The 17,952-nt window shown below is 51.6% G+C and carries 14 protein-coding genes and 1 pseudogene; 8 read left to right on the top strand and 7 right to left on the bottom strand.

Annotated elements, in window-relative coordinates:
- The 4 genes and pseudogenes from ACOJTG_RS20845 to ACOJTG_RS20860 form a co-directional block, all read right to left on the bottom strand.
- Window positions 1-631 (bottom strand): annotated as a pseudogene (locus ACOJTG_RS20845) (hypothetical protein); the annotation flags it as partial.
- Between the two features lie 101 nt (window positions 632-732).
- Window positions 733-2,712 carry a sialate O-acetylesterase gene (locus ACOJTG_RS20850; protein WP_420155581.1) on the bottom strand — a complete coding sequence of 660 codons (1,980 nt, stop codon included), beginning with the start codon at window positions 2,710-2,712 and terminating at the stop codon, window positions 733-735.
- Between the two features lie 191 nt (window positions 2,713-2,903).
- Window positions 2,904-4,142, bottom strand: a complete 1,239-nt coding sequence (gene rocD / locus ACOJTG_RS20855; protein ID WP_420155582.1) for an ornithine--oxo-acid transaminase — start codon at window positions 4,140-4,142, stop codon at window positions 2,904-2,906.
- Window positions 4,143-4,193: 51 nt separating this feature from the next.
- Window positions 4,194-4,388 (bottom strand): hypothetical protein, encoded by a 195-nt coding sequence (locus tag ACOJTG_RS20860; RefSeq protein ID WP_420155583.1) that lies wholly within the window; start codon window positions 4,386-4,388, stop codon window positions 4,194-4,196.
- Window positions 4,389-4,632: 244 nt separating this feature from the next.
- Between ACOJTG_RS20860 and ACOJTG_RS20865 the strand changes: the two genes are divergently transcribed.
- Genes ACOJTG_RS20865 through ACOJTG_RS20890 form a run of 6 tightly spaced genes read left to right on the top strand, consistent with a single transcriptional unit; the run spans window position 4,633 to window position 12,882 of the window.
- On the top strand, window positions 4,633-5,973 hold the full coding sequence (locus ACOJTG_RS20865) for an SWIM zinc finger family protein (RefSeq protein ID WP_420155584.1): 1,341 nt from the start codon (window positions 4,633-4,635) through the stop codon (window positions 5,971-5,973).
- Between the two features lie 5 nt (window positions 5,974-5,978).
- Window positions 5,979-7,484 carry a DUF5691 domain-containing protein gene (locus ACOJTG_RS20870; protein WP_420155585.1) on the top strand — a complete coding sequence of 502 codons (1,506 nt, stop codon included), beginning with the start codon at window positions 5,979-5,981 and terminating at the stop codon, window positions 7,482-7,484.
- Between the two features lie 29 nt (window positions 7,485-7,513).
- On the top strand, window positions 7,514-8,593 hold the full coding sequence (locus ACOJTG_RS20875; RefSeq protein WP_420155586.1) for an ATP-binding protein: 1,080 nt from the start codon (window positions 7,514-7,516) through the stop codon (window positions 8,591-8,593).
- Window positions 8,590-10,815 (top strand): DUF5682 family protein, encoded by a 2,226-nt coding sequence (locus tag ACOJTG_RS20880; RefSeq protein ID WP_420155587.1) that lies wholly within the window; start codon window positions 8,590-8,592, stop codon window positions 10,813-10,815. Before ACOJTG_RS20875 ends, ACOJTG_RS20880 begins: the two co-directional genes overlap by 4 nt.
- A gap of 6 nt (window positions 10,816-10,821) precedes the next feature.
- On the top strand, window positions 10,822-12,000 hold the full coding sequence (locus tag ACOJTG_RS20885) for a VWA domain-containing protein (protein WP_420155588.1): 1,179 nt from the start codon (window positions 10,822-10,824) through the stop codon (window positions 11,998-12,000).
- Window positions 12,001-12,036: 36 nt separating this feature from the next.
- Window positions 12,037-12,882: an N-acetylglucosamine kinase gene (locus ACOJTG_RS20890; RefSeq protein ID WP_420155589.1), complete on the top strand. Its 846-nt coding sequence runs from the start codon at window positions 12,037-12,039 to the stop codon at window positions 12,880-12,882.
- A gap of 36 nt (window positions 12,883-12,918) precedes the next feature.
- On the opposite strand, the gene ACOJTG_RS20895 is transcribed toward ACOJTG_RS20890, so the two are convergent.
- Complete coding sequence (locus tag ACOJTG_RS20895; RefSeq protein WP_420155590.1) at window positions 12,919-13,374, bottom strand: RrF2 family transcriptional regulator; 456 nt, start codon at window positions 13,372-13,374, stop codon at window positions 12,919-12,921.
- A gap of 500 nt (window positions 13,375-13,874) precedes the next feature.
- Here ACOJTG_RS20895 and rpmH point away from each other — a divergent pair, with 500 nt between their 5' ends.
- Entirely contained in the window at window positions 13,875-14,033 is a 159-nt protein-coding gene (rpmH, locus tag ACOJTG_RS20900; protein WP_093208143.1) for a 50S ribosomal protein L34, read from the top strand.
- A 61-nt stretch (window positions 14,034-14,094) separates the two neighbouring features.
- Here rpmH and ACOJTG_RS20905 read toward each other — a convergent pair whose 3' ends face one another.
- A complete protein-coding gene (locus tag ACOJTG_RS20905) occupies window positions 14,095-15,906 on the bottom strand; it encodes a glycosyltransferase family 39 protein (RefSeq protein ID WP_420155591.1) in 1,812 nt (603 codons plus the stop codon).
- A 297-nt stretch (window positions 15,907-16,203) separates the two neighbouring features.
- Here ACOJTG_RS20905 and ACOJTG_RS20910 point away from each other — a divergent pair, with 297 nt between their 5' ends.
- Window positions 16,204-17,412: a nucleoside permease gene (locus ACOJTG_RS20910; protein WP_420155592.1), complete on the top strand. Its 1,209-nt coding sequence runs from the start codon at window positions 16,204-16,206 to the stop codon at window positions 17,410-17,412.
- 67 nt (window positions 17,413-17,479) lie between these two features.
- Here the strand turns inward: ACOJTG_RS20910 and ACOJTG_RS20915 are convergent, their stop codons facing one another.
- Window positions 17,480-17,875, bottom strand: a complete 396-nt coding sequence (locus ACOJTG_RS20915; RefSeq protein ID WP_420155593.1) for a DoxX family protein — start codon at window positions 17,873-17,875, stop codon at window positions 17,480-17,482.
- Window positions 17,876-17,952 lie beyond the last annotated feature (77 nt).

Raw genomic sequence — 17,952 nt, forward strand, 5'->3', positions numbered from 1 at the left:
CAATCCAGGGGGTTTGCTTGAAAAAAACAGGTATAAATCCCCAGCCATTTTGTTGATACGATTGCCAGGCCAGGTGCATGAGGATTGCGGCTGGAAAGGCAATCATGTACTGGCGTGAACAAACCGCCGCAATAAAAAACAGACTGGCTACCCCGTGGGAATTCCGTAGATAATATACAAAACCCAGCAGCACGCAGATCATAGCAATAATGTCCGTGTAGTAATAAATGCTGCAGAGGTAGTAGCTAGGAAACAGGAAAATGCCAATCAGGCTCACCCACAGGCGAGCCGTAGGCCGGGGTGGGGTCCAGATAAAGAGGAGAAGAATGCCGTAACTCAATACGAAATTCAACATCCGTAGGTAAAAAATGTCTTCGCCAAACAAACGAATGATCCAGCCACCCAGTATGAAGGGGAGAGGCGTGTTCAGTTCTCCGTACGTTTCAAGTAAACGCAGCGAAGGAATCGGCTCTTTGCTAAACTGAATGGCCGTTTGTAGAAAGTGTATTTCATCCTGATACAGGGCTTCGCTGAAAAAGCGTTTATAGACAAAAATCAACGCGTATATCACCAGGAAAACCAGTGAAGCAATAAGGGGTCGAGTCGTGTGGGAAGGAGAGGTTTGCGTCATGATTAGGAAGAAGGATTCAGGTACTGGGGAAAACTAGCAAAGGGCATCCCTGCGGATGGCCCCTGCCTACATCAGTCGAATTCGCTTAGACTTTCGACGGGTTAATACTTCATTAATCGTTTACTTACTTTCAGGCCCGTATCGGTCACCAGCGTCAGTACATAGATACCGGGTTTAAGCGTTTGCACGTTCAAGTCCGTCGATTTTTCTTCGGAAATCTCCCGTTGGGCCAGTTTGGTACCCTGCAAACTAGACAGCGTCAAGGTCCCTTTCAGCGTTGCTCCAAACGTCAGAGAGATGTTTGTGGTGGCGGGATTAGGCATAACCCGCCAGTTCGCCGTTAAGTACGCTTCTGACAAAGCAGGACTTTGAATTTCAGCGGACGCGTACGGCGATTCAGAAACCGCACTAATGGCCTTTAGCCGATACGTATAGGTTTGGCTGGGTTCCGTATTTAGATCTTCGTAGGAAGTGGCGTCACCCTTCAGTTCGGCTAGTAATTCATAGGTGTTGGATGAAGCCGTCTTCCGCTCCAGCCGATAACGCTGGACATTCGTTACGGCTGGCCAGTTCAGCGAGACGACACTTCGGTTGAGTTGAGCTTTTAGGGATAACTCAAGGGCCGTGGCAATGGGGAATTCGTGAAAAGTAAATGCTCCCAACCCCCGGCTATTGGACAAAAAGGGTCCTGGGAAGGCACGTAGATTTGTCAGGATGTTGTACGAAGGCAGGTAATTAAGCTTGGTTGCTGCGATTGGATTTCGAAGCGTCAGTACTACCTGATTGCCACTGGCCTGCCCCGAAGTGACGGGAGCTACGGAAGTTTCCTTTCCGTCGAGGTAAAAAAAGTCTTTTAGGCTGACGGTAACGGACTTGCCGGATAGGTCGGTTACTACCTGGTCGGCAGGCCATACCATGGTCTGGTTGGCATCAAATTCCAGCACAATACTCGTTTTTTCGGCGTTTCCGTAAAATACTTTCTGGATGTTAGGGGTACGAATCTGCAGGGTATCCGTGGATTTATAGAGTTTGGGCGAAAGAAAGCGGAAAAGCCGTTCGGCGAGTTCCTGATAACCTGGTACTTCATAATGAATGCCATCGTATTCGGGTAAGCCTACGGTTGCAAAGTGGTCATTCTTCGGATACAGCATTGGACTTTTTCGCTGCAATTCCCGAATGGCTCCGGCCGTATAATTAGCGGAAGCGAGTAGGTTGAGTTGCATAATCACGAAGCGGTCGACCATGGGCATGTCCTTTTGCCATTTCTTCTGCAACTGGTCAAACTGAGCTGGATAATTTTCCGTAAAGCCCAGGATGTCATCTTCACCCTGGTAATAAAAATACGCCCGGATGCGACTGATGCGGGATTTTTGAATTCGGTACAGCAAATGGTCGTAAATACCGGCTAATTGCTCAGCAATTTTTGTCCCCGGAAACGCTCCGTTGACTACGCAAACGGGAATTTTATAGGTCTCAATGATCTGCCGTTGTAATTCCCGGCCCCAATAACCGACCGGAGAAACGGCCCAACCCGCGTCAATCCAGTTTGTGTCGGCTTGGGAAACCCCATTCGGACTCTGAGCGGGGGTACTCGAAAAGGTGCGGGCATATTTACCGCTATAGTTGTAAGGCTTAAGGGCATTGGCATTGGACTGGCCTTGGATCACAAAAAAATCACCCGCCACCACGTCCGATCGAGTGGCCATCAGTACCGAATCCTGCTTACGGCAGCAGTACACCTGAAAGGAATAGTCGGCGAGTTCGGCCTTGATGGTCGGCGACAACTGAAAGGTTGCCCGGGTCGTATTGGGGATAAAGGTAAAGGCCGCTTTGTGGTAGGAATACTTTTGATTGTTCCGATACGTAATTACCGACATATATTCCCAGTCCGTACCCGTCGTTCGACCCGAGATGGGTACAATGGCTGTATTGTTATCGTCGCGGGCGTAAAGCTGATTGTCGCGGGGAAGCTGATCGAACGTGACCCAGCCCACTTGCTGGGCCGTCACGGAAAGCGTACTCAATAACCCCACTAGTAAACTTAATAAAGGGGTATTAAAGGAAGGTAGAAGGTATTTCATAATAAAACGGGGGCTTCTTCTTAGTTGACTTTACAAAGAAAGCGTTTCTAGGAGTAGGCGAATTTAGTTCGTCTTCAAAATTACAGGATGAATGGCTTTTACTAGTAAGCGGTACAAAAAATAAGGATTTCCTTCCGATGATAAGAAGGAAATCCTTGGGTATGAAAATTGAATAAATAGATCCAGATCAGTTACTGAGCTAGTACCGCTTGCTCGATAATCGCACAAGCCTCCTCCATCTGAGCCTCGGTAATCACCAGGGGTGGAGCAAAGCGGATTTTATTGCCGTGCGTGGGTTTGGCCAGTAAACCCCGGTCTTTTAAATCCAGACACAGTTGCCAGGCGGTATTACTCGTTTCTATATCATTGATGACTACAGCATTGAGTAAGCCTTTTCCCCGAACCAGCGTAATCAGATCACTTTTCTGGCTGAGTTCACTCATGCGGCGGCGAAACAGCTCGCCCATTCGCTCGGCGTTTTCGGCAAGTTTTTCCTCCTGAATTACATCCAGAGCGGCCATCGTAACGGCACAGGCCAGCGGATTTCCGCCGTAGGTGCTCCCGTGTTCGCCGGGACGAATGGTTAGCATAATCTCGTCGTCGGCCAGTACGCAGGAAACGGGATACACCCCCCCCGACAAAGCTTTGCCTAGTACCAGGATGTCTGGGCGAACGCCTTCGTGATCGCAAGCCAGTCGTTTGCCCGTACGGCCCAGACCCGTTTGCACTTCATCGGCAATGAAGAGTACGTTGTATTTCGTACAGAGGTCACGAACGCCCCGCAGATACCCTTCGTCGGGTACGACTACGCCCGCTTCACCCTGAATGGGTTCCACCATGAAGCCAGCGATGGTCGGATCGGCGGCCAAGGTTGCTTCCAGAGCCGCCAGGTCATTGTAGGGAATGATGACATAACCGGGCAGGAAAGGTCCGTATTCGTTCCGGCTGTCGGGATCCGTCGAGGCCGAGATGGCGGCCAGCGTACGACCCCAGAAGTTTCCGGCGGCGAACACCGTTTTCGCCTGATCGGGAGCAATCCCTTTGACCTTATATGCCCATTTTCGGGTGAGTTTCAGAGCCGTTTCACCGCCTTCCACGCCCGAATTCATCATCAATGCCTTATCGTAACCAAAGTATTCGGCCAGATACTTTTCGCATTCGCCAAGTTTATCCGAGTAAAACGCACGGGAGGTAAGCGTTAGTCGCTGAGCCTGCTTGGTCAACGCAGCAATGATCGCGGGGTGGCAATGACCCTGATTCACCGCCGAATACGCGGAAAGAAAATCGAGATACTGTTTATCTTCTACATCCCAAACGTATACGCCCTGGCCTCGGCTCAGGACTACGGGAAGGGGGTGGTAATTGTGAGCACCGTATCGCTCTTCAAGGGCAATTGCTCGCTGGGTAGGGGATTCAAACGTCGTGTACATCGCTAACTAGGAGTAAAAAAGGGAGAAAACCGAAAGGCGGCGGCCCTTCGTTTATATAAAACCAGGAAAGCGGTACGACTGCGGAATTTCACCCGCCGTGGCTATGACGTAGAGCAGCTGATCGGAAGAGGTACGGATGCGGTGAAGCTTACAGAAATGACCGTACAACGTACCCGCCGTAGCCGTCCGCCGGGCTTTGCTCGGGCATAGGAAAAAGCGGGTTTGTTTGTGAAATAAATCGGCCATACTAGAAATGTTAGATGGCCTAAGCTACGAAAAAAAGCCCGGATTTTGGGCGGGTAACCTAAACAACCACGTAGCTTTCGGGGGGAAAAGGGAATAATCCTGGAAAAAAAATGACGGAACTAAGTCTTTGATTTTCTGTCAGATGAGGAGAAACGTGCGGTTGGCCTGGGCTGACTCATACGGGCATTTTCCGAATCATTGTTTTTCTTTACCCCCTTGAAGGATGTTGTATTAAGCGAACCACGTGAATTCAATAACGGAAGAACAAGTCGTTTCATTAGCTCCCGATGCTGCTTCGCTCAAAGCAGGCAAAGCCTTAGCCGTTGAGAATAAATGGCTGACGCTGGCATTCAACGACCGCGTCCTGTGGGGCGAGCTACAGGGGAGCGGCAAGGATCCCTACCGCACCCAGATAGACCTGGGGCAAATGGCCTCTAAATGCAGTTGCCCCAGCCGGAAATTTCCCTGCAAACACGGCCTGGGGCTGTTGTTACTCTTTGCTAAATGCTCACCTGCCTTTCAGTCTCCGCCCGAAGAACCCGCTTGGGTAAGCGAGTGGATGGATAAACGCCAGACGAAAGCCGAAAAAGCCGCTGAATCCGTGGTGGCCTCACCCGCAACGGACGAGCAGAAAGAAAAAGATCGGCAGAAACGGCAACAGGAACGCCTCCGAAAAGTACAGGGCGGCGTTACGGAGCTGGGCCAGTGGCTGCGGGATATGGTGCGAACGGGAACCCTAAACGTACCCGAACGCGGCTACCGGCATTTTGATCAGACCGCCGCCCGAATGGTCGATGCTCAGGCGACCGGACTGGCGAATGCCGTGAAAGCCTTCAATGCCATTCCGTACGCGGGCTCTGACTGGCAGAGTCAGGTGCTAGAACAGTGTACCAAGCTGTTTGTCTGGACGGAGGCGTTCAAAAATCTGGATTCCTTGCCCATTCCCGTACAGGAAGATATTAAAACGGCCCTCGGTTGGAGCCGCTCGGCGAAAGACCTGGATGCGGAAGGCGAAGTCGTCACGGATGACTGGCTGGTACTGGGTCGCCTGACGCGGGAAGAAGAGCGGATTACCGTGCAACAAAACTGGCTCTGGGGGCATCAGACGAACCGCATCGCACTGGTACTGAATTTCGCGTATCAGAATGCGGGCATCGAAACGCCCCTGGTACCGGGCACGAGTTCCCGGGCGGAGTTACGCTTCTTTCCCTCGGCTTTTCCTTTTCGAGCGATCGTTAGTAATCATTCCGGCTATTCCACTTTAGATACACCACCGCTGGCATTTGCCAACTGGCTGGAGGCAGAGGCGTTCCTGAACCAAATCTGGCTGGCTCAACCCTGGGCTGATCAAATTCCGCTGTGGATAGAAAAGGTATCGCTGGTACGGGTAGGCGATCAATGGGTATTGCGGGATACTGAAAACCGGGTTGTACCGCTCTCGGAGGAATTTTACGAAATGAAAATTTTCCATCTGCTGGCTCTCGGTGGCGGAAATCCCCTGACCTTATCGGTACGCTACAGCGACGGTACGGTCTATCCGCTCGGTATCTGGCTGGATGATCAGTATCAACTTTTACCTTCCTAAGCCGCATGAATACCTGGAATGAACTCGTACAAGTGGCGTTGCTGGGAACGGAGAAAGGCAGGTTTTCCCTCGAAACCTTGCCCGAACCCCTTCAGCAGGCACTAACTCAGGCCAATCCGCAGGACCGCGAAGGTTTTTTCTTACAGGCCGCCGCTCTTACCTACCAGTACGAACGGGCGGGTCGCCGGGTTCCCGTGCTGGAATCTGCGGGCGTACCCCTTGCCGAAGCCGAAGAGAAGGCCATTGCCCCGGCGGAAGCAGTTCGCATTCTCAAAACCCTGCTGGATCAACAACCGCTGAATCCGGTTTTACTGGGTTTACTCTTACAAAAAATAGCTCAAAAGGACTGGATTGTACCGCCCGCCTGGCTGGTTTCGCTACTAAACATCGGACTTGACTCCGTACAGGAAGCCTTGATTCCCGTGCAGGGCAAACGGGGCGAGTGGTTACGGAATTTTTACGAACCCTGGAAAACCAAAGCTTCGGAAGCGGGCTGGGAGGAAGGCAAGATCAGTGAACGAAAGCAGGTACTAACGACCCTGCGAAAGCAAAACTCCGCCGCCGCCCGCGAGCGACTCGCACAGGCTTGGCCCGAACTCAACGCCCGCGAACGGAAAGATTTTCTGGACGTACTCTTTCTGGATTTATCTCCCGCTGACGAGCCTTTTCTCCGGCAGGTGCAACAGGAATTGAAGGGCAACAAACCCATCCAGCAGGAAACCCGTCAACTGCTCATCCGTCTGCTGGCCACCTTACCCGATTCGCCCGAACGGCGGCTGATGCAGAAGGAAATGCGGAAGTATGTCGTTCGCGAAAAGAAACTGCTGGGACTGGTCTCTTCCGATCCCAAACTGGTACTGCCCGAAACCGAAGATGCGTTCTTTTCGATGGAACGCTTTCACCAGCAATGGGGCTTTGCGGCCCAACATACGGATTCCTATCAGTACCAATCGATAATCGAATTCTGGTTTACCGAAGCTTTGGTACTGGTCGATCCCAGGGTATGGAAAGAAGAACTTAAAACGGACTGGCCCGGCGTGGTTACTTTTTTTACCGTAGAAAAAGCCAAAGCGGACCGCTCGTACGCCCGCTACGTATCGCTGATGGAGGCGTCCGTTCGTTTTCGCGTCCCTGAACTCTTTGCCATACTGGCGAAAGCACATATTCCGTATCCCGGTCTTACTTCCTTCACGATGGAAGACTGGGAGAAGATCTTTACCATCGTTTCGTTCCGGGAGCTGAGTATGCAACGCTCCGAATTACTGACCGCTCCCTGGTCGTCGAAGTTGAGCAAACATATTTTGCGGGAGTCGTTCGAGCTGGTCAGAAACTCGCACGTGTATCTGGAATTTGTTCGGCAGGCCAGTGCGTACTGGTACCCGCTGAGCGACGCGGAGATCGATGCCCTCCGGCCCTCGGATACGCCTTCGTATTACCAGTCGGGCGAAGAAAAACTTATCGTTCTATTGAAGGAAATACTACAGCTTCGTCAACGCATCGAAGCTTTATAACTGTTTTCTAACCTACTTTTTACGAAAAAATGAACGCTTTACGCCAACACGCCGAAGAGCAATTTGCCGAAGAATTAGAAGAACTGCGGAAACAGGATAGCGGTCAGCGGCCCCCCAACTGGGTCCTGACGCCGCAAGCGGTCGTAACGTACCTGATGGGCGGTACGCTGAAAAACGGATTCGAAGTAAGTCCCAAATACATTGGTAGTCGCCGCCTGATGGAAATCGCCGTGGCAACGCTGACTACTGACCGGGCTCTGTTGCTGTACGGGTTGCCGGGTACGGCCAAATCCTGGGTAGCCGAGCACCTGGCCGCTGCGGTATCGGGCAATTCAACGCTGCTCATCCAGGGAACCGCTGGTACGGGGGAAGAAGCGATTCGCTACGGCTGGAATTACGCCCGCCTGCTAGCCGAGGGACCTTCCCCGAATGCCCTCGTCGTAACACCCATGATGCGGGCCATGCAGGACGGGAAAATTGCCCGCATCGAAGAATTAACGCGGATTGCCGCCGACGTACAGGATACGCTGATTACCATTCTTTCGGAGAAAACCCTGCCCATACCCGAGCTGAACTCGGAAGTACAGGCCACCAAAGGATTCAACGTGATTGCCACGGCCAACAACCGCGACAAGGGCGTCAATGAGTTATCGAGTGCCTTAAAACGGCGTTTCAATACGGTTATTCTGCCCGTACCCGAGAGTATGGATGAAGAAGTCAGCATTGTACAACGCCGCGTAAGCAGTCTTTCCAAAGCCTTGGAATTGCCAGCGGAGCTTCCCCACCTGACTGAAATCCAGCGACTGGTGACCATCTTCCGCGAATTACGCTCAGGGGCTACGCAGGACGGCAAAGCCAAGCTGAAAACGCCCTCGGGTACGATGAGTACCGCCGAAGCGATTTCCGTGATGAACAATGGCATGGCTCTGGCCGCTCACTTTGGCGATGGCCGGGTAACGGCGGAAGATCTGGCTGCGGGTCTGATCGGAGCCGTGGTGAAAGATCCGGTTCAGGATAAAGTAGTCTGGAATGAATACCTGGAAACGGTACTGAAGACCCGCGAAAACTACCGCGATCTGTACCGGGCCTGCAAGGAACTGACGCTATGACGATTCATTTGTTGGGCATTCGCCACCACGGCGTAGGATCGGCCCGGCGGGTGCAGCAGCGGCTCACGGAGATTCAGCCCGATTTGATTCTGGTGGAAGGGCCGCCCGAACTGACGGAGTTGCTGCACTGGACGGCTCACAAAGATTTACAGCCGCCCGTAGCCGTGCTCGCTTACGACGCCGAGGAACCGCAGAAAGCCGTATTTTACCCCTTTGTCGAGTACTCCCCCGAATGGGTGGCCGTGCAATACGCTCATCGGCACGCGGTGAGCGTACGCATGACCGATATGCCTTTACTGCATTCGCTGGCGAAGGAGGAAGCACCCAAAATCGACTCCCTGCAAAAAGAGCAAGCACCCGAACGGGAAATTTCGCCGCTGCATACGCTGGCTGAACTGGCGGGCTACGAAACCTATCACGACTGGTGGGAGGAACGCTTCGAACAGGATCCCCGCATCGGGGATTCGGCGGCTTATTTTGAGGCGGTACAGCTAACCATGGAAACGGCTCGGGCCGCTTCGGCCCATCCGACGCCGCAGCAGGATGCGATTCGGGAAGCCTTCATGCGGCAGCATATTCGCGAAGCTCAGAAAGAGGGATTTGCCAACATCGCCGTGGTCTGCGGAGCCTGGCACGTGCCGGCTTTGACCGATCTGAAAACGACCAAAAAGGAGGATACGCCGCTCGTCAAAGGCTTACCCAAAGCTAAAGTACGCCTGACCTGGATTCCCTGGACGAACACCCGCATGAGCTGGTGGAGTGGGTACGGGGCCGGGATTCACTCGCCGGGCTGGTACGAGCACCGCTGGTATCAACCCGAAGACCGGGGCGAACAATGGCTCACCCGCGTAGCCCGGCTCTTTCGTCGGCAGAAGATGGACGTGTCCACGGCTCATATTATCGAAGCTTTCCGACTGGCGGATTCGCTGGCGACCTTGCGAAACCTCCCGCGTCCGGGTTTGAACGAGCTAAATGAGGCTACGCAGTCGGTGATGTGCATGGGTGACGGCATTCTGATGCGATTGGTAGAAAAGGAGCTAATCGTGGCTCACCGCATGGGACAGGTGCCCGACGAACTACCGAAGTTGCCCATTCAAACCGATTTTGAAACGATTGCCAAAAAGCTACGTCTTGAAATTCGGGAAGAGACCAAGTTTCTGGAGCTGGACCTTCGCAAAGACCTGGATCTTTCCCGGAGTATCTTTCTCCATCGCCTGCGGGTGCTGGATGTGCCCTGGGGCAGTTTGACGGGTATTTCCGGGAAAGGGACGTTTAAGGAAGGCTGGCAACTGCGATGGAGCCCGGAGGCAATTCTTCAACTCATTGAAAAAGCCATCTGGGGCAACCGGATTGAAGATGCGGCCACGCAGTACCTGCTCGATCAAACCCAACGCAGTACCTCTATTACCGAACTGGCCCAAAAACTGGAAGCGGCCATTCCGGCAGAATTGTTTGGCGTACTCGACGGCCTGATTCATAAAATTAGCGAACTGGCGACGGTGTCGGCAGATATGCAGGAACTGATGATGGCCCTGCAACCGCTGGTCACAGTGAGTCGGTACGGAAGCGTTCGGAAAACGGACTTATCCACCCTGATGCAGGTCGTGGAAGGGCTGCTGACGCGAATCTGCATTGGTTTACCTACGGCCTGTTACGGACTGGATGACGAAAATGCTCGCCGGATGCTCGGCCTTATTCGTCAGGTGGACGAATCCGTACGTCTGCTCGAACGCGAATCGCTGGTGCAGGCCTGGCGGGATACCTTACTAATTCTGGCTACCAAAGAACACCTGCCCGCTCTCATTACCGGCGGAAGTACACGACTGCTCTTCGACAGCAAAGTGCTGGAAGAGGAATTGATGACGCAGCGGTTTGAACGAGCCCTGTCGAAAGGCAACGAACCAAGCGAGTCGGCGGCCTGGCTGGAAGGCTTCTTAAGCGGCAGTGGGCTCATTCTACTGTACGACCCAGCTCTCTGGAAATTGCTGTATACCTGGGTGGCCGAGCTGGAAGCGGGAATCTTCATGGAGTTACTGCCCGTCCTGCGTCGGACCTTTGCGACCTTCGAAGTAGCCGAACGCCGCAAGCTGGGTGAAAAAGCTAAACAACCGCCCGTAACCCTGGAAACGGCCGTGCAAACGAGTTGGGCCGAAGGCGAATTCGATTGGGAACGAGCGGAAGCCAGTTTATCACCGATGAAAGCATTACTGGGACTGAATTAAGCACACATGGCGATACACGAAGAAACGCTCAAACGCTGGCGATTGCTGCTGGGCGGAGATCAGGCCGATGGCACAGGCGTGGCTCTCGACCCTACGGAAGCCCAGATTGACAAGGCTCTGTCGGCCCTGTACGATTTTGAAATACGCGGCAAATTTGAGTATAGTCCCGAACGGGCGGGTGGGTCGGGAGCCTCGCAACCGAACGTAGCCCGCTGGCTGGGGGATATTCGCACGTACTTTCCGGCGTCGGTGGTACAGGTCATGCAGCAAGACGCCCTGCAAAAGCCGGAATTACAAAAGAAACTACTCTTTGAACCGGAGATTCTCGAGCAAGCTACGCCCGATGTACATCTAGTAGCTACGCTGATGGAATTAGGTAAGCTGATTCCTTCAAAAACCCGCGATACGGCCCGGCGGGTTGTACAGCAGGTAGTCGATGAGTTGCTGGAAAAACTGGCTCAGAATACCATTCAATCCATTAGCGGAGCCCTGAATCGAGGCGTTCGCAATCGGCGTCCACGGTTGAGTGAAATGGACTGGCCGAGTACCATCCGCAAAAATCTCAAGCATTACCAGCCGACGTATCAGACGATTATTCCCGAGGACCTGATTGGCTTTGGGCGAAAAACGCGACGTTCATTGAAGGACGTAGTGCTGTGCCTGGATCAGTCGGGGTCGATGGGCAGTTCTGTCGTCTATTCCGGAATTTTCGGCTCAGTCATGGCGTCCATTCCGGCCATCAAAACGCAGATGATCGTGTTTGATACCGAAGTGGTCGATCTGACCGAAGATCTACGCGACCCGGTTGATTTGCTCTTTGGCGTACAACTGGGTGGCGGTACGGACATTAACCGTGCCTTAGGCTATTGTCAGCAAGTCATTCAAAAACCCAACGATACGATTCTGGTCCTGATTACGGATTTGTACGAAGGTGGAAATCTGGCTCAGATGCGGCTACGCGTCCAGGAAATCGTAGCTTCGGGCGTTCAGCTGATTTGTCTGCTGGCCCTGAATGACGAGGGAGCCCCGTATTACGATCACGGAAATGCCAAGTTTTTGGGTGATCTGGGCATTCCCGTGTTTGCCTGTACGCCCGATATGTTCCCGGAAGTCATGGCCGCGGCCATTAACAAGCAGGATTTGAAACAGTGGGCGGGTGATCGGGAAATTGCTCTGAAAGGCTAACCCCATCCCTGGGAATCACGTCTAAACGAAACGAACGTGCAACTGATTGCAGATAGTGGATCAACGAAAACCGACTGGCGGATGCTGGCCGCCGATGGAAGCGTGTCACAGGCCCGTACGGTGGGGTTCAATCCCTTTTACCAGACCTCGGAAGAGATTGCGAAAGAACTGTCGCTGAGTCTGAAACCAAAAGTGACGGAACCCGTCACGGAAATTTTCTTTTACGGAGCAGGCGTGAGCGGACCGGAAAAAGCGTCGATTATCCAGGCGGGGCTGTCGGCGGTGTTTCCCGAGGCTACGCACATCGAAGCTCACTCCGATATGCTGGGAGCAGCCCGGGCTTTGTGCGGACGCGAAGCAGGAATCGCGTGTATTCTGGGAACGGGTTCGAATACCTGCCAGGTCGCTAACGGAGATATTCAGTATAAAGTTGATACGCTGGGTTTCTGGCTGGGCGACGAAGGCAGTGGGGGATACCTGGGCAAAACCCTGGTTCAGGCGTATTTGCACCGGGAATTACCGGAAGAATTGAAGAGCAAATTCGAGAAGCGGTACCCCACAATCAATCGGGATACGGTACTGGAACATGCGTATCAGAAACCTTTTCCGAATCGCTATTTCGCGGGTTTTTCCAAGTTTCTCTTCGATAATCGTACGCATCCCTTTGCCTATCAACTGGCCGCTGATGCCTTTCGACTGTTCTTCGACAAATACATTCTTAAATATCCCGACTACGCGAGTTACCGCGTACATCTGACCGGATCGGTCGCATTTTATTACTCCGACATTATCCGAAGAGTAGCCCGGGAAAAAGGCGTAACCATCGGTGTGATTATGGAGACACCCATTGCGGGACTGACGCTCTACCATCAACCCGAGTAATGAAAAAAGGCTGGTTGAACCAGCCTTTTTTCATTACTAACTATTCGTTTGTGGTGTTTCCAGATTCACGCCCGCTTTGTTCTCCAGTAAGTCGGCAATCGTCGTTTGTTCGAGTACGTGGAGGTTAGCATCCCGCCAGTCCCGCATGACATTCCGTAAGGTACAGGTATGCTCGTCAGCACAGTCGTCGCATTTTCCGTAGAAATACAGCGAAACGCAAAGCGTGGGTGAAATCGGACCGTCGATAATTCGCAGTACTTTGGCAAAGTTTACTTCGGCCGGTGGAATCCGTAACATATAACCACCACCTTTCCCTTTCTGGCTTTGCAGAATACCGTGATTCCGCAAATCGAGCAGAATGGCTTCCAGAAATTTCTTGGGGATTTTCTCCTGCTCGGCAATGTAGGAAATCAGTACTGGTTTTTGGTTCCCAAACTCCTGACCCAACACTTTCAGGGCTTTGAGAGCATATTTGGCTTTTTTTGAAATCATATTAACGATGAAGTAAGCCCGGTAGAGGCTTGTTCAATTTTGCTTTGAATCTACAAAAAGTTTACCACATCTATCCGTTACCTAGGCTGAAAGGCAACGATCTACGGTGTTTGCTATCGCAAAAGAACCGCAAAGAGAAGGGTTTTCGCAGGAATATGCAATGACATTTTCCGGACTAAAATGAGAATCATTCGATCCGTAGCTGTTTAGATGCGGCCCGGATAGAAACAAATCCAGAGACATCAAAATCGTAGAATGCCAGCTCAACTATGCTGTAAATAAGCCCATTCTATTCCACTGAAATTCCCTCATGCTGACCCATTTTCTTTTTCTAACACCGAAAACAGAGAAAAAAATCCTTTTTTTGATTGGACGTCTTGTGAAACAGAATTTTATGGCTAATTTTGCCGCTCGATTCTGGAAAAATGAGTTATCCGTTGTCAGTTCTCAAGCTCAACGGCCTGTACGGATAACAGATAACCAAATAAATAGATAAGGCAATGAAAAGAACTTTCCAACCATCAAATCGCAAGCGTCGCAACAAGCATGGCTTCCGCGAGCGGATGAGCACTCCTAATGGACGTCGTGTACTAGCAGCCCGTCGGGCACGTGGTCGCTGGAAACTGACCGTTTCTGACGAAAAACGTCACAAGCAATAGGATTATCTTCCCAATTGAGGAAAAGAGAGCAGCGGCAACCGTTGCTCTCTTTTTTTGCCTTTTACTTTTGCTGACCGTTCACAAACGTAGCTGGGCCCAGTACCTTACCTTGTGGATCGTAGAAGGTACCTTCGCCCGTTAGTGACAGCATGCGACCGTCGCTGAACGTACCCACGAACTTGCGACCATCGCCGAAGCGATACTCGCCTTTCCCTGCCGGCATGCCTTTGTCATTGTAGGGACCGTGCCAACCCAATTCCGGATGGAAACGGCACAGAAACGTATCCGGATTCTGCAGTTGCAGGACAATTTCAAACTGATCGGGGTTGGCCTGTACGTAGGGAATCAGGTAGCGGGGCGTCGAAGAGTAGCCTAGAGCGTCAATGACTACGAAATTGGTTTTGCGTTTGATCAGATACTCCCGAAAGTCCTTTTGATTTTCCGTGTAGGGATACGTAGTTACGTAGCTATTGGAGAAAACCACGAACAAACTAGGTTTGCGGCAAACGACCATGGAATTCGCTGGAGCGTATTCCTTAATCCAGGCCGCAGCCTGAAAATAGTTTTCGTGAGCCGGGTCGTAGCTAGGAATCCGGGCCATCTGCCGCAGAAACTTGATACCATCGCCGGGACGTGTCTCCGTAGCCGTTTGCCCGATAAAGCTGGGTACTAAAAACAGGAAGAGAAACGGAACGGCCACCCGCCGAACCACTGGGCTGGTAACCCGTACTTTTTCCAGGCCCAGTCCAATCAGGTAATACAGCCCGTACAGTCCGCAAAACAGGAAGAAGGGGACTAAGTGCAACATCAAGCGGTTCCCCGTCCAGACTTCCGGATAAATCAGTAACAGAGCGAAGGTAGCCAGTGCATACCCGGCAATGAGTAAGCGATACTGTCGCAAATGGAACCAGCCTAAAGCAATCAGAGCCAACAGAGCGAGTCCAGCCAGCCATTCCCCCGAAGAAACGGATGAAGCGTAATCTTCCACGTTCGTACTCAGGGTGGCACTAGGAATCTCGCGAGTGATATAGCGTTCGGTATTGTGCCAGAAACGCTCTACCCAGCCCCCAAAGCCTTGGACTACCCCTTCTTCGGGCCGAAGCGGATTGATGCGTTGCATATCTCTCAAGTGACTGTCGCCGCCCAGCTTCGAAGCCCGGATTTGCCAGGGCAGCACGCCTAGTACGAAAATCACGCCCATGAAAACGATGTGCAGCCACTTCTTCCGAGTTAGCAGATAGAGTCCGGCTCCACCCAGCAGCATCAGTCCCGTTTGCCGCACGTAGTACGAAGCCACTACACCCAGAGCAAAGCCCCAGAAGTAGGGATCTTTCCAGACTGGACGTTTGAGATCTGACTTCACGAAAAACCACAGGGCCAGCAGCGAAATGAAGAAATACGTCATTTCACTCATCATCATGGTCGCATACTGTAAAATGTGGAAGTTGAGAGCCACCAGTAATGCCCCGACGAAAGCCAGGTGAATATTCCGGCCCATCCGGCGAAAAATGTCGAACAGGAGGAGAAGTGAGACCACCAAGAAAAAGCCGTTGAAGGCCTGAATGGTCGTCGTTTTGTCCGAAAACAACCGCATGATCATCGCAATCATAAAGGGATACCCCGGCGGAAAGTGATTGGCGGGTACGCGTTCAGGGCCCGTGATGCCTACGTAGCCATCCCCCTGAGCAATGGCTTTACCTAAAATGTAGTAATCCGTAGCATCGCCGGTTAGCGAAAGTTTCTTGTCGAAGATGTACTGAAAAACAAACCATCCAATCAAAGCTAACAAAGCGGCGTATACATACAGGAGGATTCGGGAGGTTCCGGCAGTGGAAACGGGGGTCGGTTCAGTCGTGAGGTTTTTGTTTTTCATTCCATACAGCTTTCAAACGGCTCAAAGATACAATTGAATTACACACAACGGGAAGCTTCTCTGATGAACCCATTGGACAAGTGTATTCCTGAGATACCGCTGGACAAAAGAACCTCATTCCATGGATTTCGCCGAAATGCTGGCGAAACTCGTCGCTAGAGCGGGACAGAATCGCGAAAAAATGGGTATACTCGCAGTAAAAAACTCCGACCGCTTGACTTTATGGGAAAGTACGCTACTTCTTTTTGCGTACAGTCTTTCGTCTATTTTACTATACTCTAACTTTTACATTACCAAATGAAGTCTACCGTTCGGATTCAACTCATGCTCATGATGTTTCTCCAGTTCTTCTGCTGGGGATCGTGGTATGGTCAAGTAACTAAGTACCTGGGAACGACGCTGGGAGCTACGGGTGAACAACAAGGTGCTGCCTTTTCAACGTTTTCGATTGCGATGCTGATTGCACCCTTTTTCGTGGGGATGATCGCGGACCGCTATTTCTCAGCTCAAAAAGTACTGGGTGTATTGAACCTGTTGGGGGCAGTCGTCCTGTATTTTCTAACGCAAGCAACCAATCCTGATCAGTTTTTCTGGTTGATTCTGGCGTACTGTCTCACCTTTACGCCAACGCTGGCTCTGGCGACGAGTATTGCCATGAACCAAATGGCGAGTCCGGAGAAGGAATTTCCCAACATTCGTGTTGCCGGGACGATTGCGTGGATTGTGGTGGCAAACATTGTGGGCTACCTGGGTGTAGGAGATCAGGTAACGATCTTCCAGTTTGCGATGGTTGCTTCGTTGATTCTGGGCGTCTTTTCGTTTTTCTTACCCGATACGCCGCCCAAGGCAACGGGCCCGGCTAAAGCTTCCCAGATTCTCGGAACGGATGCGTTTGTACTGTTCAAAGATCGGTCTTTCGCCATTTTCTTCCTGTCTTCGATTCTGATCTGTATTCCGCTTTCGTTTTACTACGCCATGGCGAACCCTTCGCTGACGGATTCAGGGATGACGAACGTAGAAAACAAAATGTCGCTGGGACAGGCTTCCGAAGTAATCTTCATGCTGCTGTTACCGCTGTCGTATAGCAAACTGGGCGTAAAGTGGACGTTCATCGTTGCATTGATCGCTTGGATTGTCCGCTTCCTGTGCTTTGGTTTTGGCGATGCTGGTTCCGGTGAGTGGATTCTGTACATGGCGATCATTCTGCACGGCGTTTGCTACGACTTCTTCTTCGTAACCGGACAAATCTATACCGATAACAAAGCCGGCGAACGGATTAAAACGCAGGCTCAAAGTCTGATCACGTTTGCTACCTACGGCGTGGGAATGGGCATCGGCTCGTACATTTCGGGCGTTCTGAAAGATACCTTTACGACGGAAGCGGGGGTAAACTGGAGTGGTTATTGGATGGTACCAGCGGGCATTGCGGGTATTATTCTTCTGCTATTTATTGCCGTATTTCGGGAGAAACAATCGACGGCTTCACCGGAAAAAGTGTTGCAGTAAGGGAATGCATTTTTCATAAAAAAAGCCGTATCGAACGTTCGATACGGCTTTTTTTATAAACTTAACACTAGGCTAAAGCGACAAGTGTCGCAGCGGGAGCCGTATGCTTTTGCCGTTTGTGATACATGACGTACGAGGTCAGGAGCAATCCCAGAAAAATCAGCGGAGCTACGCTAGCTGAAAGGGGATCACCGGAAGCCGTATGGGCAATGAATGCGGAGATAAAATTGATCGTAAATCCGGCGTAGACCCATTCTTTCAATCGGCCCGTAAAGGGAATCATCAAACCTACCACGCCTAGTAGTTTAGCGATGGCGAGTTCTACGCGAAAGTAGGCGGGAAAACCCAGGTGTTGAAAAGCTTTCTCCATCTCTGGACTCATTAGGTACATATAGGCCGAAAAGCTCATCATCACCGCTACTAATCCGGTCGTGATCCAGTAAATAAGGTTGGTTGCTTTCATTGTTCTGTTTTTTTGAAACAAAAGTATGTACCTTTACTTACTAAAAGTTAGCAGTATACAAAAGGTTAGTGATAACC

The organism is Siphonobacter sp. (assembly GCF_048595215.1).
Lineage (GTDB): Bacteria > Bacteroidota > Bacteroidia > Cytophagales > Spirosomataceae > Siphonobacter.